General features: G+C 29.5%; 15 protein-coding genes and 1 riboswitch. Of the genes, 4 read left to right on the top strand and 11 right to left on the bottom strand.

The annotated features are described in order from the left end of the window. Positions 1-95: 95 nt before the first annotated feature. A complete protein-coding gene (gene thiC / locus B3086_RS04005; protein ID WP_346849112.1) occupies positions 96-1409 on the bottom strand; it encodes a phosphomethylpyrimidine synthase ThiC in 1314 nt (437 codons plus the stop codon). A 198-nt stretch (positions 1410-1607) separates the two neighbouring features. Further along, positions 1608-1709, bottom strand: a riboswitch (TPP riboswitch). A 243-nt stretch (positions 1710-1952) separates the two neighbouring features. Between thiC and B3086_RS04000 the strand changes: the two genes are divergently transcribed. Next, entirely contained in the window at positions 1953-2360 is a 408-nt protein-coding gene (locus B3086_RS04000) for a hypothetical protein (protein WP_346849113.1), read from the top strand. 82 nt (positions 2361-2442) lie between these two features. Here B3086_RS04000 and B3086_RS03995 read toward each other — a convergent pair whose 3' ends face one another. The 4 genes from B3086_RS03995 to B3086_RS03980 all read right to left on the bottom strand — a co-directional run bounded on the left by B3086_RS03995 (position 2443) and on the right by B3086_RS03980 (position 8200). Continuing rightward, positions 2443-2922: a threonine/serine exporter family protein gene (locus tag B3086_RS03995; RefSeq protein WP_346849155.1), complete on the bottom strand. Its 480-nt coding sequence runs from the start codon at positions 2920-2922 to the stop codon at positions 2443-2445. Positions 2923-2927: 5 nt separating this feature from the next. Beyond that, a complete protein-coding gene (locus B3086_RS03990) occupies positions 2928-3689 on the bottom strand; it encodes a threonine/serine ThrE exporter family protein (protein WP_035135828.1) in 762 nt (253 codons plus the stop codon). Positions 3690-4044: 355 nt separating this feature from the next. Continuing rightward, positions 4045-5946: an ABC transporter ATP-binding protein gene (locus tag B3086_RS03985; protein WP_346879590.1), complete on the bottom strand. Its 1902-nt coding sequence runs from the start codon at positions 5944-5946 to the stop codon at positions 4045-4047. After that, complete coding sequence (locus B3086_RS03980; protein WP_346849115.1) at positions 5939-8200, bottom strand: ABC transporter ATP-binding protein; 2262 nt, start codon at positions 8198-8200, stop codon at positions 5939-5941. The genes B3086_RS03985 and B3086_RS03980 overlap by 8 nt, the downstream gene beginning before the upstream one ends. Positions 8201-8541: 341 nt before the next feature. Between B3086_RS03980 and B3086_RS03975 the strand changes: the two genes are divergently transcribed. After that, positions 8542-8985: a MarR family transcriptional regulator gene (locus B3086_RS03975; RefSeq protein ID WP_346849116.1), complete on the top strand. Its 444-nt coding sequence runs from the start codon at positions 8542-8544 to the stop codon at positions 8983-8985. A 75-nt stretch (positions 8986-9060) separates the two neighbouring features. On the opposite strand, the gene B3086_RS03970 is transcribed toward B3086_RS03975, so the two are convergent. The 4 genes from B3086_RS03970 to B3086_RS03955 all read right to left on the bottom strand — a co-directional run bounded on the left by B3086_RS03970 (position 9061) and on the right by B3086_RS03955 (position 11881). Beyond that, complete coding sequence (locus B3086_RS03970) at positions 9061-9366, bottom strand: hypothetical protein (protein WP_346849117.1); 306 nt, start codon at positions 9364-9366, stop codon at positions 9061-9063. Between the two features lie 53 nt (positions 9367-9419). Further along, the gene (locus B3086_RS03965; RefSeq protein WP_346849118.1) at positions 9420-10043 is read right to left on the bottom strand and encodes an HD domain-containing protein; all 624 of its coding nucleotides are present in this window, start codon (positions 10041-10043) and stop codon (positions 9420-9422) included. 121 nt (positions 10044-10164) lie between these two features. Continuing rightward, entirely contained in the window at positions 10165-10854 is a 690-nt protein-coding gene (locus B3086_RS03960; RefSeq protein ID WP_346849119.1) for an HAD family hydrolase, read from the bottom strand. A 58-nt stretch (positions 10855-10912) separates the two neighbouring features. After that, positions 10913-11881: an NAD-dependent epimerase/dehydratase family protein gene (locus B3086_RS03955; RefSeq protein WP_346879591.1), complete on the bottom strand. Its 969-nt coding sequence runs from the start codon at positions 11879-11881 to the stop codon at positions 10913-10915. Positions 11882-12305: 424 nt separating this feature from the next. On the opposite strand from B3086_RS03955, the gene B3086_RS03950 reads away from it, so the two are divergent. Continuing rightward, the gene (locus tag B3086_RS03950) at positions 12306-13862 is read left to right on the top strand and encodes an ABC transporter permease (protein ID WP_346849121.1); all 1557 of its coding nucleotides are present in this window, start codon (positions 12306-12308) and stop codon (positions 13860-13862) included. A gap of 14 nt (positions 13863-13876) precedes the next feature. After that, positions 13877-14527 carry an ABC transporter ATP-binding protein gene (locus B3086_RS03945; RefSeq protein ID WP_346879592.1) on the top strand — a complete coding sequence of 217 codons (651 nt, stop codon included), beginning with the start codon at positions 13877-13879 and terminating at the stop codon, positions 14525-14527. 114 nt (positions 14528-14641) lie between these two features. Here the strand turns inward: B3086_RS03945 and B3086_RS03940 are convergent, their stop codons facing one another. Together B3086_RS03940 and B3086_RS03935 are read right to left on the bottom strand one after the other, a co-directional pair. Beyond that, on the bottom strand, positions 14642-16657 hold the full coding sequence (locus tag B3086_RS03940; protein ID WP_346849156.1) for an ABC transporter permease: 2016 nt from the start codon (positions 16655-16657) through the stop codon (positions 14642-14644). Next, positions 16647-17414, bottom strand: coding sequence for an ABC transporter ATP-binding protein (locus B3086_RS03935; RefSeq protein ID WP_346849123.1), 768 nt, complete (start codon positions 17412-17414; stop codon positions 16647-16649). The genes B3086_RS03940 and B3086_RS03935 overlap by 11 nt, the downstream gene beginning before the upstream one ends. Positions 17415-17501: the final 87 nt, after the last annotated feature.

Below are 17501 nucleotides of genomic sequence, written 5' to 3'. Positions count from 1 at the left end.
AACATAAAAGTATAATAAAGAAGGACACTCTTAAAATTACTAAGCTTAAACTACCAATAAAAGCTTAATTTTTAATAGTGTCCTTTTATTAATTATTAATCATCTTCTCTTAAAAGGTTAATATCTTTTCCACTAAGAATCTTGTTCATATTTCTCATAGAACACATTTTACCACACATAGTGCAACTATCTTCATGATGAGGTGTAGATTCTTTTCTATATTTTCTTGGCTTTTCTTCATCTAAAGCTAAGGTAAACATCTTCTCCCAATCAAGTTCCTGTCTTGCCTTACTCATTTCATTATCCCACTGCGATGCACCTTTAATTCCTTTAGCAATATCCGCTGCATGAGCTGCAATTTTTACTGCTACTATACCTTCCTTCATATCATCTAGGTTTGGAAGTCTTAAATGTTCTGCTGGAGTTACATAACATAAAAAGTCTGCTCCATAACTTGCTGCAATAGCTCCACCAATGGCAGAAGTTATATGATCATAACCTGGAGCTACATCCGTAACTAAAGGTCCTAAAACATAAAATGGTGCTCCGTGACAAAGTCTTTTTTGAAGTAACATATTAGCTTCTATTTCATTTATAGCCATGTGCCCTGGACCTTCAATTATAACTTGTACATTTCTCTCCCAAGCTCTTTTTGTAAGCTCACCTAATACCATAAGCTCCTTAATTTGTGAAGCATCTGTGGCATCAGCTATCGAACCTGGTCTACATGCGTCTCCTAAACTTAAAGTTAAATCATATTTTTCACATATATCTAATAATCTATCAAAATACTCATAGAATGGATTTTCTCTCTGATTTAATTCCATCCAAGCAAACAAAAGAGATCCTCCCCTTGAAACTATATTAGTAATCCTCTTATTTCTTTTAAAAGTATTTATAGTTTCCCTGTTTAGTCCTGCATGGATAGTTACAAAATCTACTCCATCCTGTGCATGCTTTTCTACTACTTTAAAGAATTCATCTACAGAGATATCCTTTAGTTCCTTATCATAAAAGCCAACTACATCATACATTGGTACTGTTCCAATCATCGCTGTAGACATTTCTACTAACTTTTCTCTGAACTTTGCAGTTTTTCCATAATTAGAAAGGTCCATAATAGCCTCTGCTTTCATATCTAAAGCAACTTTTACCTTTTCCATTTCTTTATCTATATCATCACAATCTTTGGATATACCTAAATTTACATTTATTTTAGTTTTGAGACCTTGTCCTACTCCCTGTGGTACAAGGGATTTATGATTTTTATTAGCAGGTATAGCTACCTTCCCTTCCGCTACTAAAGCCCTTAACTCTTGAATATCCATATTCTCTGACTTAGCTACAATCTCCATCTCTCTTGTTACAATGCCCTTCCTAGCGGCATCCATTTGTGTTGTAAAATTCATACTTTCTTCCTCCCTAAGTACAATAATTATTTAATTTAATAATTTAGCGCCTTTCTTTAGGAGAAAATAATTGCTTACATATTTTTTTACAAACCTTTATTAATTCTTATCTAAAAAAATAAAGGCTTACACAAGGTAAGCCTTTAGATGAATTCATAAAATAAATATTTATAAACATTTTTATAAATAAGCTATTATTAAAATCTTTTAAAGCTTTCCTTCGATGGCATTATCCACATCAGGTTCAAGGGTTAAAGCAATTATTGCTTCTCTCAGCATTAGGCACCCCTAGCTAAATAATTATTAAATTAACTTCATTATAACATAAAAACTATAATTTTCAAATTTACTTTTAATTTATTATTATCCACATTTTTAATGGAAAATTTTTAATAACATATTTTTTCTTTCTAAGGATAAACTAAAGTCGAGTTTTCTTAAACCTTTTATTTTTCAATAGCTTATCCTTATTCTTGTTGTTCTCATCAAATATACTCATACTTAAGAATTTAAGTAAATACTTTAAAAGGACGGTGTATTACAATGAAAAAATCTTTAATTATGCTAACATTAGTTGGTGCCATCATGACTTCTTCTACTGTAGCCTTTGGATATGATAATATATCAATGGATTCTAATAGTGAAAAAATGACTACTATAGAGACTCCATCAGAAAAATCTAAGGATGAAAAACCCACTGAGGAAAAGAAACCAACTATGATTGAGGAAGAAGAAAAGACAAAAAAACCTGATGAAAAGAAGCAAACTATAAGTGAGTCTAAGCCTGAGAATGAAAAAGCTCCTAAAGAAGATGAAAAGAAACCAACTCTAAACGAAACTGATGAGAAAAAACAAAATACAAAGACTCCTGGAAAACATATGAGAAAACCAGAGTGTGATAATAAGTGTAACCCTGAAAATAACAAGGAAAACGAAAAGAAGGCTCAATAATTAAGTATAAATTTAAACTTAATTTAAATATAGGCTATGTTTTAACAACAGTTTAAAACATAGCCTAATATTTTATTTTATTTTATGCTGTTTTCTTTGTTTCTATATCTCTTTGAATTTTGCTAAAAAATTTATAAGTAGTTGAAGATAACATCATTCCAAAGGCAATAGCTCCACCTACTATAATAGTTTTCATTGCACTGCTATAAGCAAGGTCATAATTTTGAGCTACTATATATAATACTGTGTTATAGGCCATAACTCCTGGTACTAACGGGAATATTCCTGGTATTGAAAACTGCATACTTGGAGCCTTTAACCTTCTTGCCATTACTTCACTATAAACTCCTACTACAAATGCCCCCATGAAAGTAGCAATAATTACACTTCCTCCATAGTTGAACACTATTAAATAGCTTATCCATGCAAGAGTTCCTGAAATCCCAGCCCAAACTAATTTTTTTCTATCTATATTAAATAATATGGCCGGAAATACACTTCCAAAAAACGCTAAAACAATTTGTCTAATCATAACATAGCCTCTACTTTCACTTAAATATATTATATCTAAAAGATTCCTAGAAAATTTCTAAAGGCTAATGCAGTACCAATTCCTGAACCAATTGCTGTAATTATTAAAACTGCCTCACCTACCTTTGAAATTCCTGATGTAAAATCACCATAAATTATATCTTTTATTCCATTAGTAAGGGCTACACCAGGTAATAGTACCATAATAGACCCTAGTATAATCTTGTCCTTGTTCACTATAGTTATAATATTTTCAAATAAAATACTTATACTAGCTATAAGAAATCCTGAGAAAAAGAAGATAAAAAATTGGAAAAATCCTACGTTGGATACCTTATCTACCATATAATATATTATCATACCAATAATCGCAGATATAAAGGCTGCAAAAATTGTTCCGTTGAAAAATAATGAATAAATAAAACAAGTCATTCCACCAGCTAACACTCTAATAGGTAATTTAAAAGTAGGCGTTTTTCTTATATCTTCTAGTCTTTCCATTGCTTCCTCATAGGAAATCTTCTCTGACTCGATGCTTCGAGAAAAACTATTTACTAGCTCTATGCTATATAAATCAACACTCTTGCTTCTAACCTTTTTTAGTGATGTAACCTTTTCTTGATCCTCATCTAAAATAGATATAAAAATTCCTTTTCCTGTAGTTATGCATTCACTTTTATAATTATATGCTTTACATATCCTTTCAATAGTTTCCTCTACTCTATAGGATTCTGATCCATTACTAATAAGTAGTTCACCTGCTGAAAGAGCTATATCTAAAACCTGTTTTGCCTTCATGATAAATCTCCTTCTAATATTCCATATATTTAATAAACATGAATTTTATTCAGTTTACTATAATTATTTTTTAGCATATTTAATATTACACATTTATTAATGGTAATTATATCATCTTTTTCATATTTGTCTATTAATTATTTATATATTAAATGAACTTATATTTATTATATATTTAATTAATTACTTTATTATTATTTCCTAAATACTAGGTTATACTTATCTCTAAAATAAAAAGAACTAACTCAAATTAATTTACTTAATTTAAGCTAGTTCTTAAAAACTATGTCAATAAACTTCAGATGGAATAAACTCTATCCTAGTTAAAAAACTCTATTTACTTTTTATTTAGTTATTAAACTACATCTTCTTTAATGTCTTCAAATTGACTATTATATAAGTTTGCATAGAAGCCATTGGCTGCAAGTAACTCATTATGATTTCCTTGTTCTACTATATCTCCATCTTTCATTACAAGGATTAAATCTGCATCCCTTATAGTAGATAATCTATGAGCAATTACAAAACTAGTTCTACCCTTCATCAAATTATCCATTGCCTTTTGTATTAAAACCTCAGTACGAGTATCTACAGAACTAGTGGCTTCATCTAAAATTAGAATCTTAGGATCTGCAAGAATTGCACGAGCTATAGTAAGTAATTGCTTTTGACCTGCAGACACGTTATTAGCTTCTTCATTTAAAATCATATCATATCCATCAGGTAAAGTTTTTACAAAGTGATCCACATTGGCAGCCTTAGCTGCAGCAATAACTTCATCATCATTGGCATTTAATCTACCATATCTGATATTTTCCTTAATAGAGCCATTAAATAACCAAGTATCTTGAAGTACCATACCAAATATACTACGTAAATCTTGACGGTTGAAATCTTGAATATTATGACCATCTATTAAGATAGCTCCACTATTCACATCGTAAAATCTCATAAGCAATTTAACCATGGTAGTTTTTCCTGCTCCAGTAGGTCCAACTATAGCAACCTTCTGTCCTGGTTTTACATGTGCTGAAAAATCATTGATAATAATCTTATCTTCTTTATACCCAAAGTGAACATTTTCAAAGTTTACTTCACCTTGAATTTCTTCTCCCTCATCTTCTGACAATAACAGATTTTTTATTTTAATAGGGTTTTCTGCAAATTGCACTTCCTCTTCTTCTGCTAAGAATTCAAAAACTCTTTCTGCAGCCGCTGCTGTAGATTGCATTAGATTTGCTATCTGAGCTGACTGAGCTATTGGTTGATTAAAAGATCTTACATATTGAATGAAGGATTGAATATCTCCAACTTCAATAGTTTTCTTAATAGCCAGCCATCCACCTAAAATAGACACTACTACATAGCCTAAGTTTCCCACAAAGGTCATAATAGGCATCATCATTCCAGATAAAAATTGAGACTTCCAAGCCGAGTCGTATAATTTATCATTTAACTTATTAAATTCTCTAATTGCCTCTTCTTCTCCATTAAAGGCCTTAACTATATTATGACCTCCATAAACCTCTTCTACTTGACCATTAACATTTCCTAAATATTTCTGTTGATTTCTAAAGTGTTTTTGAGATTTCTTAACTACTACCGATATTAAAAACATAGATATTGGCAATATAAGGAGAGTTGCCCCTGTCATGATACCGCTTATTGAAATCATCATTATTAGTACTCCAATTAATGTAGTAATTGAAGTTATAACTTGAGTCATACTTTGGTTTAAGTTTTGACTTACGGTATCTACATCATTTGTTACCCGTGATAAAACTTCACCATGAGTCTTATTATCAAAATATTTAAGAGGCATTCTATTAATTTTTTCAGAAATCTCTTTTCTAAGATTATATGAAACCTTTTGAGTAACTCCTGACATTATAAAACCTTGTACAAAAGAGAATAATGTACTAATTATATATAAAATCAAAAGTATTAATAAAATTCTTCCTATATATTCAAAGTCTATGCCTACTCCTGAACCTGTTATCTTACCTACAAGTCCCTTAAAAATGTTAGTGGTAGCTTTACCTAAAACCTTAGGTCCAATAATAGAAAAAGCAGCACTTCCAACGGCAAATATTATAACAATTATTATGGATGCAGTAAAAGGTTTAAGATAACTAATAAGCTTTTTCATGGTGCCCTTAAAGTTTTTAGCTTTTTCTCCAGCACCTCCCATTGGTCCACGTCCCATAGGTCCTCCACCACCCATAGGTCCTTTTTTCATATTTTGCTCCTTACTCATTAGCTAACTCCTCCTTTGAAAGTTGAGATAGTGCTATTTGTTTATACACATCACAAGTTTTCATTAACTCATTGTGAGTTCCAATACCTGCAATTCTACCTTCCTCTAAAACTATTATCTGTTCTGCATGTAGAATAGTACTTATTCTTTGAGCTACAATTAGAACTGTACTATTTAATGTTTCTTTTTTAAGGGCTTTTCGTAATGCCGCATCAGTCTTAAAATCTAAAGCTGAGAAACTATCATCAAAAATATATACCTCTGGTTTTTTAGCAATAGCTCTTGCAATAGAAAGTCTTTGTTTTTGGCCTCCTGAAACATTAGTACCCCCTTGAGATATTTCAGTATTATAACTCTCCTTAGTACCTTTAATAAAGTCAGTGGCTTGTGCAATCTCTGCAGCCTTTATCATATTTTCGTCTGTAATACTTTTACCTGAATATTTTAAGTTACTTTCAATGGTACCAGAGAATAGCACTCCTTTTTGAGGTACATAACCTATCTTTTCTCTTAAATCATGTTGACTTACTTTTCTAATGTCAATTCCATCTAAAAGTATTTCTCCCTCAGTCACATCATAAAATCTCGGTACAAGATTAATAAGGGTGGATTTACCGCTTCCTGTACTACCAATAAATGCGGTAGTCTCTCCAGGCATAGCAGTAAAAGTTATATTACTTAGAACATTTTCTTCAGCATTTGGATACTTAAAGGAAACATTATTAAATTTAAGAAATCCCTTTTTATCTTCTTCAAGTTTTATTGGAGCTACAGGATCCTTAACTACATATTCAGTGGATAATACTTCATCTATACGCCCAGCTGAAACTGTAGCACGAGGTAACATCACTGAAACCATAGATATCATTAAGAATGCCATTATAATTTGCATTGTATATTGAATAAATGCCATCATATCTCCAACTTGCATGGTTCCTGCATCAATGCTATGTGATCCATTCCATACTATTAAAATAGTAATTCCATTCATAATCAACATCATAGTTGGCATCATTAAAGCCATAGTTCTATTGACAAATAAATTATTCTTGGTTAAATCATTATTTGCTTTATCGAATCTTTTTTCTTCATGTCTTTCTGTACTAAAGGCACGAATTACCATCATACCAGTCAAAATTTCTCTAGTTACAAGGTTAATCCTATCAACTAGTTTCTGAACCCTCTTGAATCTTGGCATAACTACTGTAAATAAAACAATTACTACTGCTGAAATAGCAACTACTGCAACAACAATAATCCAAGCCATTGAAGTTTCTGTATTTAAAACCTTTATTACTCCACCAATTCCTAAGATTGGTGCATAGAATACTACTCTTAGAAGCATTACCATAAGCATTTGAATTTGCTGAATATCGTTGGTACTACGAGTTATAAGTGACGCAGTAGAAAATTTATCTAATTCTGCATTAGAAAAACCTATAACTTTAGAAAATACTTTACTTCTAAGGTTTTTACCAAGGTTTGCTGCCACTCTAGCCCCAATAAATCCAACAGTTACTGTAGCAGCCATACTTAGTAGGGCTATAAGTATCATTAATCCTCCTGTATAAAGAAGATAGTTAGTTTGCATTTTGTCTATATTCAAACCAATATTATTATACTCATTTTTTACATAACTAATAGCTGCTTGGTCTATCATAGTATTAGGTAAGTTCTCAAAATTTTTATCTATATCTTTCATCATAGTATCTCGCTGTTCCTGCGGTAACTGTGACATCACTTCCAATATATCTGCATTTTCATCTATACCCATATTAGGAGGAAACTCCGCTATAATTGCTGCTTTCATGGCCTTACTTTCTTCACTGTCACTTTCAAAGCCTTGCACTACTAACATTGGCCTTGCAAATATTCCATTTAACTTTTCAATGGTTTCTTTATCCTTTTTCTTAGTTGTAAGCTTATATACACCTTCATTTTCTAAAGAAGGATACTTCTTCACATATTTATTGTATTCTTCATCACTAAGAGAATCTTTATCTAACAAAGTATAATTACTCTTAATTTCTATTCTATCCTCTTCACTAATAAATAGTTCTAACTTTTCTAATTGACTCTTTCTAATTACTTCTGGTGTAACTTTTTCTACTCCCCCCTGCTGAATTCCAACATTTACTATATTAGAAGTATAGTCAGGTAAAGAAAGGTCACAGACTGCTTGAACAATTAGTAATCCAATTATGATGATAATTGGCACCACTGAGTTCTTTAAATATTTAATTAACTTGAACATATTCCTCCACTCCCTCTTACAATAATGAATCACTAAGAAATAAACTAAAAACAAAATACTTTATTACCTATGCTATATGAACATAGATAACAATAGTATTTACAATTTATCAGTTTATTTGCAATTTAAAAAAAATTTATTTATAATAATCTTATAAAATACTTATTAATTTATATAAATTATGATATTATATTATTTATAAGTATATAACAGTTATAAACATATATTAATTATAGTTTTATAACTATTATAAGTCAATAACTATTTTATTGTGAATTTTTTAATTTTTAATTAACGATTTTAATATAGAAATTCAATACTACAGCCAAAGGAGCATTATTATGGATGAAAAAAATTTAACTAAACTATCTGAGGACTTTTTCCTTCTTATGATGGTACTTCATAAAAAGATTATAAAATTAGAAGACTTTATGAAAAATACAGTTGTGCCACCATCTCATGTAAAAGTGGTTTTTTACCTAGCTCAAAATGGACCTTCATCGGTGTCTAGTATAGCTAGAGACCTTTGTATATCTAAACCCAATATGACCCCAATAATAGATAAACTCCTTGAGTGTGGTTATGTTAATAGATATGAAGATCCAAAGGATAGAAGAGTTATTAGAATTGAAATAACAGAAAAAGCCCATGAAGTCTTTAAAATCAAAAAGGATTTAATGAAAAGCTTTCTTAAGGAAAAGTTATCTGTGCTACCAGATGAAGATTTAATTTCTCTTAGTGGTGCAATATCCGAATTTAAAAGAGTTATGTCTAAAATAAATTAAAATAAAAGGTATAAAGCTATCATAAAACTAGCTTTATACCTTATTAATACTATAAAATTTTATACTTTAATATTATTATAAATTGTCTATTCTCTTCTCAAATACTCCTCTCTCAAAGATTATGTCATTAAGAGACAATAAAACTCCAATTAATATACCATACCAAATGTAATGTAGTTCAAAACTATCCTTAATTGTCAAAGCAATAAAAACAGCAATACCATACCCTATAGCACTCCATATTTTCTTCTTCTTAGATTTTGATACAAATTTCTGCATCGGTTTAAAAAGTCCAATAATGCTATCATTAACTCCTTTAAACAATATTGAACATATAAACTCAGCAACTATAACCCCTATAACAATATATAAAAAATCCATATAAAACTCCCCCTACCCTTTATCTAAAGTTCATCCATTATATATACATTTAATTAATTACCTATTTTATTAATAAATTCTTCTAGCCATTGTTTTCCTTCTATAAACCATTTATGTGGATATAATATTAACTTATTATCTACAATATAATTCATATATGCTAAAGATGCATGATATAATGACTTGTCTAATTCTTCTTTTACCAAATCATAAAAAGGAGGTCTTCCATCTTGATCCCATGAAAGTTTGTCAGCTATAAATAAAGTCATCTCATATGGTGTAGGATTTAATTTTAAAGTAGTATGACAACCTATTGCACCTAGTATATTATTATCTTCTATGTTAAAACCTTCCTTTGCTAATTTAACTGAACAACGTTGATGTAATAAAAATGGGTACTTTTTTTCTGCCTCATCTATATACCAATTATTATCCTTAGCATACTGTAGCATGTCTTCAGGGCTAATAATTGCACTAATGTCATGAAGATATCCAGCAATTTCACAAACATCTTTATCTAAGTTATATTTTTCTGCAATTATAATACTAGTTTTAGCAACATTAATACTGTGCTCTAAGGTCTTTTCTCCATTATTCCCCATGAATATTCTTTCAATATTTTCTTTTATTTCTCTAGACATATCTAAATTATTTAAATTTGTGTACTGTTTTATCATAGCTATCCTCCAATGTATTTTTAATTATCACAGTATAATAAATAGTTTTTCTAAATCTAATGATTATCTTATCCTGTATGAACTCAATAGCTTATTGCTAACCATTTTCAATATTAATTTTCTATACTATTATTTCTTTCACTCCTAATAAATCCTTTGAGTAATATCTAACATTTTCTTCTGTATTAGATCTTACTAATACTGCTTTAATTCCAACATGTTCTGGACCTGTTACATCAGCTAAAATACTATCTCCAACCATCCATATATCCCTATAATTGCAATGCTTCTTCAAAGCATAATGATATATTTTAGGATTTGGCTTCTCATATCCAACATTAGCAGATGATATACAATCGATTATATACGGTGATAATGCTAATTTCTCTACTATCTTAGGTAATTCAGGAATATGATTTGAGAGTATTACGTTTGAATAACCCTTTTTCATAAAGTACTGTAATACTTCTATTGTATCTTCATATAGTTGAAAACTTTCTCCTGATGCAAGTACTTGTCTAATTTCTTTTGAGTAGATAGCTGCTTTTTCTTCTGAGATATTTAACTTTATATATCCCTTTATTAATATATCTTCAGCATGGTTCCACCAAGCATCACTAGAAGTGAGATTCACATATTCCTTTTCAGGTTGTTGCCAAGGAAATCCCACTAATGAGATTTTCTTAAAATCTTCAATACCTATTTCCGTATATGGTTCATACTTACATAAAACCTTGAATAAAGCTTTACTAAGCATCCACTCATTATGAGCTAATGTACCTTGAAAATCCCAAAATATTAACTTATCCATTTTAATCTCCATATATTACTAAATTCATAGTTATACATCCATATTATAAAACTATGAACTATTTTCCTAATAACTTATAAATTTCTTCTTCCTTTTCTGCTACATGCTTTTTCATCATAACCGTAGATTCATTATGAAGATACCATTGATAGCACTTCTTTAAGCCTTCCTCCATAGAAGTTTCTTCTTTAAATATACTATGGACTTTTTTTACATCCAACACATTGTCATAATTAAAAAATGAAAAGAAGTCTCTCTCATTATACCCCTTCTCCTCATAATAAAAATGATACTTTATTGCCTTTTTACCAGCAGCCTTCTCACATAATTCTATCCATGTATTAAAGGTCACTGCCTCACTATTCCCAACATTATAAATAGATAGATTATCTTGATTTGTCTCTAAAAATCCTTCTACTAAATTGCCTAGGTCCTTAGAGTAGATAAATTGAACTTTAGTCTCTCCATCATTAGGAATTAGAATAGGCCTATCATTGATAATATGATGGAAAATAAAGCCTTCCCTTGCTGCATAATTATTTTCTCCATAAACATAAGGAGGGCGTAGTATTATAAGCTGAACATTACTATAGTTATACTTATCCTCTAAAAACTCTTCACACTCTATTTTGTTTGTTCCATAATCTCCCCAATATTTATTTTTACCTAACATAAATGATTCCTTAAAAGGTATTTTATAATTTTCTACATCATAGACAGCACTTGAACTAATAAAAATATATTTCTCTAACTTTTCATAATTTAAGGCTTCATGAAGAATTTCTAACTGATTTACATTAAGTCCAGACACATCAATTATATAATTAAATTCATGCTCACTAAGACATTTTTTCATTTCATCTAAATCTTCTCTGTCACAAATTATATTAGTAATTCTTTTATCTTCGGTTTTTCTGCTTCCTCTATTTAAGGTGTAAATTTCATAATCTTTCTGAGAACCTAATAAAGCTTCTACAATGGCTTTTCCTATAAAATAGCTTCCTCCAAGAATTAAGACTTTTTTCATTTTCTCCACCTCTACATCTATAAATTTAAAGCTTTTATAAAAACTTTCCAAAAACCGCCTTAACATTTTTTTAAATAAATTTTTTTATTTTCCATTTGTCTATCATAATATTATTTTACAGGATTAATCTGTATAAGTATATAATTAATGTAATATCATTTAAATATAAATAAATTTTATATTAGTTAAAATTTTTACTAGCTAATAATTTTTCAAGAATAGAGTGGAGCTAAAATTGGAATAAATTTTTTAATATTTTCGTTATAATAATGTTTCTATATTCTAATATATAATTAAACTATTAGAGTGTAGAAACTTTATTTATATATTACATTTTTAAGATTATTTTAAGGTAAGTATTTCATAATTAATCTCACAGGTAACCACTTAGAAAATTTAATCTCTGTTAGAAAGGAAGATTATTATGTACATCTTTAAAAATGCCTTAAAAAGTATTACAAGAGCAAAAGTTAGAAATATTTTAATTACAATTATAACAATAATTATTTCTGTTTCCGCTTGTATTGCCCTTAGTATTAGACAAAGTGCAGAAACTTCAAGGGAGGCCTCTCTTGATTCATTGGAAATTACTGCACAAATATCCGTAGACCGACAATCACTAATGAAAAATGCTGAATCCTCTAATGATAAATTAAAAACATTACAAGGTTCACAAAATTTATCATTAGAGGAAATGCAAATTTATGCACAATCTAAATTTGTAAATGATTTTTACTATACTATTACCTCTTCTCTTAACGGCGATATCACTTTATCACCCGTAGATACCTCTACTACAAATGAAGAAGATTCTATTAATTCAAATGGAATGCCAGTGAATAACCCAAATGGTAATAAGGGATTTGGTAAAATGGGGAGTCAGGGAGATTTCACTATTATTGGATACAGTTCCCACGATGCAATGACATCATTTAAGAATGGTACAAAAAAAATTACAGATGGAACTGTGTTTGATTCAGAGACAACGGAACCACAATGCATTGTTAGTGATGAATTAGCCATTCTTAATGAATTGAAGATTGGAGATAGTATCACATTAGTAAATCCAAATAATGAGGAAGAAAATGTAGCAATGACAGTTTGCGGTATATATAACAATAGTGAATCTTCTACCTCTCAACAAGGAAACATGATGGGTTTTAATGCTTCATCTGATCCTGCAAATCAAATTTATGTAAGTTTCAATGCCTTAAACTCAATTGTTGATAAATCTAAATCAAATGCAACAGTTGAGACTGATGAAACATCAGGAATAGAAATCTCTACAGCTTTACGTGGTCAGGAAAGTGGTACATACGTGTTCTCTAATATTGAAAACTATAAGGCTTTTGAAACAGACGTTGTTGCTCTTGGTTTAGATGATACAATCTATACAATTTCATCACAAGATGTTGATTCCTACGAACAAAGCCTAATACCACTAAATAACTTAAGCAATTATTCACTGTATTTTCTTTTAGTTGTTTTAATAATAGGTGCAGCTATACTAATTATTTTCAACCTATTTGCTGCAAGAGAAAGAAAATATGAAATTGGGGTATTAGCTGCTATTGGTATGAATAAAGTAAAAATTGCAACTCAATTTATATCTGAAGCATTTATCATTACATTTATCTCCATAGTAATAAGCATTTGTATTGGTGCTACTATTTCTGTTCCAATCGCAGATAAGTTGTTAGAAAATCAAATTGCTTCTGTAGAAACATCTAACCAAACAACTAAAGAAAACTTCGGTGGTGAATTTCAAGGTAGAATGGACAGTAGTAAAGGTAGCATGTCAAGGCCGTCTAATAGTAAAACAAAAATTAATTATGTTAAAGATATTACAGCAAGTATAGATGTTGTTGTTTTATTCCAACTATTAGGACTAGGTATTTTACTTGCCTTGATATCAAGTGCAACAGCAGTAATATCTATTCTTAGATATGAACCATTAAAAATCTTAAGTAATCGTACTTAAAGGGGGCCGTTATTATGAGTTCTTTTATACTAAAAGATTTATGTTATTCTTATGACAATAAGCAACATGAAATTATAAGTCACATGAATTATGAATTTAAAGATAATAAAGTTTATTCTATTGTAGGAAAATCTGGCGCCGGTAAAACAACCCTTCTCTCCTTATTATCTGGACTTGCCAAGCCAACACAAGGTTCCATTTTATTTGATGGAAAAGATATAAGCAAACTCAATTCTTGTAAATATAGAAGTAATTTTATTGGAGTTGTTTTTCAAAGTTTCAATCTCTTAACTCACTTAACAGCCATTGAAAATGTTATTCTTTCAATAGACATATCAGGTAAAAAAATATCAAATAAAAAAGAAAAAGCCTTAGAACTATTAAATAGTGTAGGATTGGATGAAACTACAGCTAATCGTAGAATATTAAAGTTATCCGGTGGTGAACAACAACGTGTTGCTATTGCACGAGCATTATCCTATGATCCTGCAGTAATCTTAGCAGATGAACCAACTGGAAATCTTGATGTTGAAACAGAAAATAGTATTATAAAAATATTTCAAAAATTGGCACATGATCATGGTAAATGCATAATTTTAGTTACCCATTCTCCAGAAGTTGCTAATATGTGTGATGTGGTTTATAAACTCTCATCTAAAAATTGATAGTAGTTATGTAATATAACCTTATATGTAAATATAAAGGTAGCCATTAAGGCTACCTTTACTACTAAAAAATATATTCATTTCATTCCCTGGAGTAACTAACACTTAGCCAAATCATAGATTTGGAGTGTTAGTTACATTCTTATAGCCTATATAGGTGGCGTAGAAATAGCCTCCATATATAGCTATTATCAGTAGTGCTGTTATAGTGGCTGAAGCCCCTATCTCTGCATTGCCGTAAAGAGATATAAATTCATTAGCTACACTAATTCCAACTATGGAGTGAATTATAGCTAATACTAATGGCATTGCAAAGTATATTAAAGTTTGAATAAATATAGTTTTATTTATCATCTTTCTTGAAGCTCCAATCCTTCTTAGAGCTTTATATCTATCAATGCTCTCACTAGCTTCTGATAATTGTTGAAGAGCAAGGACTGCTGCACTAGATATTAAAAATACAATCCCTATATATATACCTATATATAAAATTGTTGTAGTAGCTCCTTTTGTCATACTGTATATGCCAGTCTTAGTATCACCTAATATTATAAAGTCTTTACCCGAAGCATTTTCATCTCTGCTATTTTTGAATATTTCTCCTATTTCTGATTCTCGTTTTTCTCTATCTTCACCTACAAAGTTACAATTTAATATAGAGTCATAGGGCTTAAGGTTTTCTAAAGCTTTATCTGGAAGTATTACTGTAAAGAAATTATTAGCAAAGCCTGTGCTTTCATAAGCTTCTGTAATAAGCTCTTGATTTTTTATATTATAGTTTATATTATTTATTTTAATTACTGTGTTTTCCTTCATATAGCTTTTAACTAAAGGCACTAATTTACTAAAGTTAGAGGTTATTAATACTTCATCTTCTTTTAAGTCTATAGGACTTTGTCCATTTAACTCTCTTAGTTTATTATAATCACTTATCTTTAGAGCTGACATGTCATTATAACCTTTATCTAGAAATTTATCTTCTTTGCCATCTCCATATCCCTTTAATAAATCACCATAACTTTCTTCTAGTCTATACTCTTGTAATACTACATACTTTTCTTTATCTGTGAAATTGAACCCCAATTCTTTAATGGCCTGTTCTATAGTTTTGTTTTCCGAGCCTTCAAAATTTATAATTCTAGCTGAGACATCAAAAGGTACTGTATCCTTAAGACTACTTTCTAAAGAATTTTTAAAACTCAATCCCGTAGATAATATAGAAATAGTTATAAAGAGCATTAAACATATAACTGTTATAGATACAAAATTTGTGTTAATTTTACTACTTATCTGTCTAGTAACAAATATATTTAGTTTTTTAAGGTATATATTTTTACTATTCTTGATTACATACAATATAAATCCAGCTAATCCATAATAAAATAATATAGTTCCTAGAATCCCCAGTATTATCGAAATAGTAAATCTAGAATCAGTTATGTCTAATCCCACTTCTATTATAAACTTATAAGCAGTTATAAGTATTCCTACTCCTAAAATAAAAATAATAATTGATACTATAGGATTTTTAATCTTTATATTTTCACTTTTCTTATTAGCATTTATCATATCTATAAGTTTGTATTTTGAAATTACAAAGGTATTAAATATCATTATAAGTAAAAACATTATTCCAAAATAAGCTATAGTCTTTACAGCAGCATTTTGTGAAAATACAAATTTGTATTCACTCATGCCTACCTGAAATAACTTCGCTGTAAAAAGAGATAATCCTTGTGATAAAACTATACCAAAGATTAACCCTGCTACTAAAGACATAAGGCCTATGAAAAAAGATTCAGACACTAAAATACTTGAGATTTTTCTTTTACTCATACCCAATGTCATATATACACCAAGTTCTTTTTTTCTTCGTTTTATCATAAAGTTATTTGCATAAACAATGAGTCCACCCAAAATTACTGACACAAATACAGATACCCAAGAAATAACTGTAGTTAACATATCTATAAAACTAGCTTCCTTCTTACTTATTTCAAACATTGCCTTTTGTGATTCTATAGAGTTAAAGCTATAAAATATACAAACGGCAAAGGTTAAAGTTAAAAAATATATGGTATAGTCTTTAAAACTTTTCTTTACATTATTTAATGCAATTTTAGAATACATCTCCACTGTCACCTCCAAGTAATGTCACTACCTCAATAATTCTATTAAAGAATTCTTTTCTACTATCATTTCCTCTAATTAGTTCATTAAATACTTTTCCATCTTTTATAAATAAAATCCTATGAGCATAACTAGCTGTAAACGCATCATGTGTGACCATGAGTATAGTAGCTTCTAGTTCTTCATTTAATTTCTCAAAGGAGTCTAGTAATAATCTAGAAGACTTAGAATCTAATGCTCCTGTTGGTTCATCAGCTAAAATTAGTGATGGATTAGTAACGATAGCTCTAGCTGAAGCAACTCTTTGTTTTTGACCACCAGACATTTCATAAGGATATTTATTTATAATTTCACTTATACCTAATTTGTTTGCTACTGCTTTAATTCTTCCATCTATACTTTTAGGTTTTACATCTTGTATAGTAAGTGCCAATGCAATATTTTCATAAGCAGTTAATGTATCTAAAAGATTAAAATCTTGAAATATAAATCCAAGCTCATCTCTTCTAAACTTTTCAATATCATTATTCTTAAGACTAGTTATATCTTTATTATTTATAATTATATTTCCTGTAGTCACTGTGTCAATGGTAGATATACAATTTAAAAGTGTAGTTTTACCACTTCCAGAAGGTCCCATTATTCCAAGGAACTCCCCCTTCTCTACCTCAAAACTTATATTATCAATAGCCTTAGTCACATTTCCCTTTCCACCATAATATTTTTCTATATTTACAACCTTTAAGACATTTTCCATAATTCATCCTCCTAAAATACATTTTAAGTTTTTCCTTAACTTTATGAGCTTATTATATATTTTTCTAAAAATATGTTGTATTTAATT

Source organism: Clostridium sp. UBA871, from assembly GCF_002295255.1.
GTDB lineage: Bacteria > Bacillota > Clostridia > Clostridiales > Clostridiaceae > Clostridium_J > Clostridium_J sulfidigenes.
This window is presented reverse-complemented; position numbering and strand designations above follow the sequence as displayed.

Excerpts from the sequence above, each read along its gene's own strand:
- B3086_RS03975 (WP_346849116.1), top strand. The coding sequence starts at position 8,542 with ATGGATGAAAAAAATTTAACTAAACTATCTGAGGACTTTTTCCTTCTT.
- B3086_RS03980 (WP_346849115.1), bottom strand. The coding sequence starts at position 8,200 with ATGTTCAAGTTAATTAAATATTTAAAGAACTCAGTGGTGCCAATTATC.
- B3086_RS04000 (WP_346849113.1), top strand. The coding sequence starts at position 1,953 with ATGAAAAAATCTTTAATTATGCTAACATTAGTTGGTGCCATCATGACT.
- B3086_RS03985 (WP_346879590.1), bottom strand. The coding sequence starts at position 5,946 with ATGAGTAAGGAGCAAAATATGAAAAAAGGACCTATGGGTGGTGGAGGA.
- B3086_RS03965 (WP_346849118.1), bottom strand. The coding sequence starts at position 10,043 with ATGATAAAACAGTACACAAATTTAAATAATTTAGATATGTCTAGAGAA.
- B3086_RS03950 (WP_346849121.1), top strand. The coding sequence starts at position 12,306 with ATGTACATCTTTAAAAATGCCTTAAAAAGTATTACAAGAGCAAAAGTT.
- B3086_RS03960 (WP_346849119.1), bottom strand. The coding sequence starts at position 10,854 with ATGGATAAGTTAATATTTTGGGATTTTCAAGGTACATTAGCTCATAAT.
- B3086_RS03935 (WP_346849123.1), bottom strand. The coding sequence starts at position 17,414 with ATGGAAAATGTCTTAAAGGTTGTAAATATAGAAAAATATTATGGTGGA.
- B3086_RS03945 (WP_346879592.1), top strand. The coding sequence starts at position 13,877 with ATGAGTTCTTTTATACTAAAAGATTTATGTTATTCTTATGACAATAAG.
- B3086_RS03940 (WP_346849156.1), bottom strand. The coding sequence starts at position 16,657 with ATGTATTCTAAAATTGCATTAAATAATGTAAAGAAAAGTTTTAAAGAC.
- B3086_RS03970 (WP_346849117.1), bottom strand. The coding sequence starts at position 9,366 with ATGGATTTTTTATATATTGTTATAGGGGTTATAGTTGCTGAGTTTATA.
- B3086_RS03955 (WP_346879591.1), bottom strand. The coding sequence starts at position 11,881 with ATGAAAAAAGTCTTAATTCTTGGAGGAAGCTATTTTATAGGAAAAGCC.
- thiC (WP_346849112.1), bottom strand. The coding sequence starts at position 1,409 with ATGAATTTTACAACACAAATGGATGCCGCTAGGAAGGGCATTGTAACA.
- B3086_RS03990 (WP_035135828.1), bottom strand. The coding sequence starts at position 3,689 with ATGAAGGCAAAACAGGTTTTAGATATAGCTCTTTCAGCAGGTGAACTA.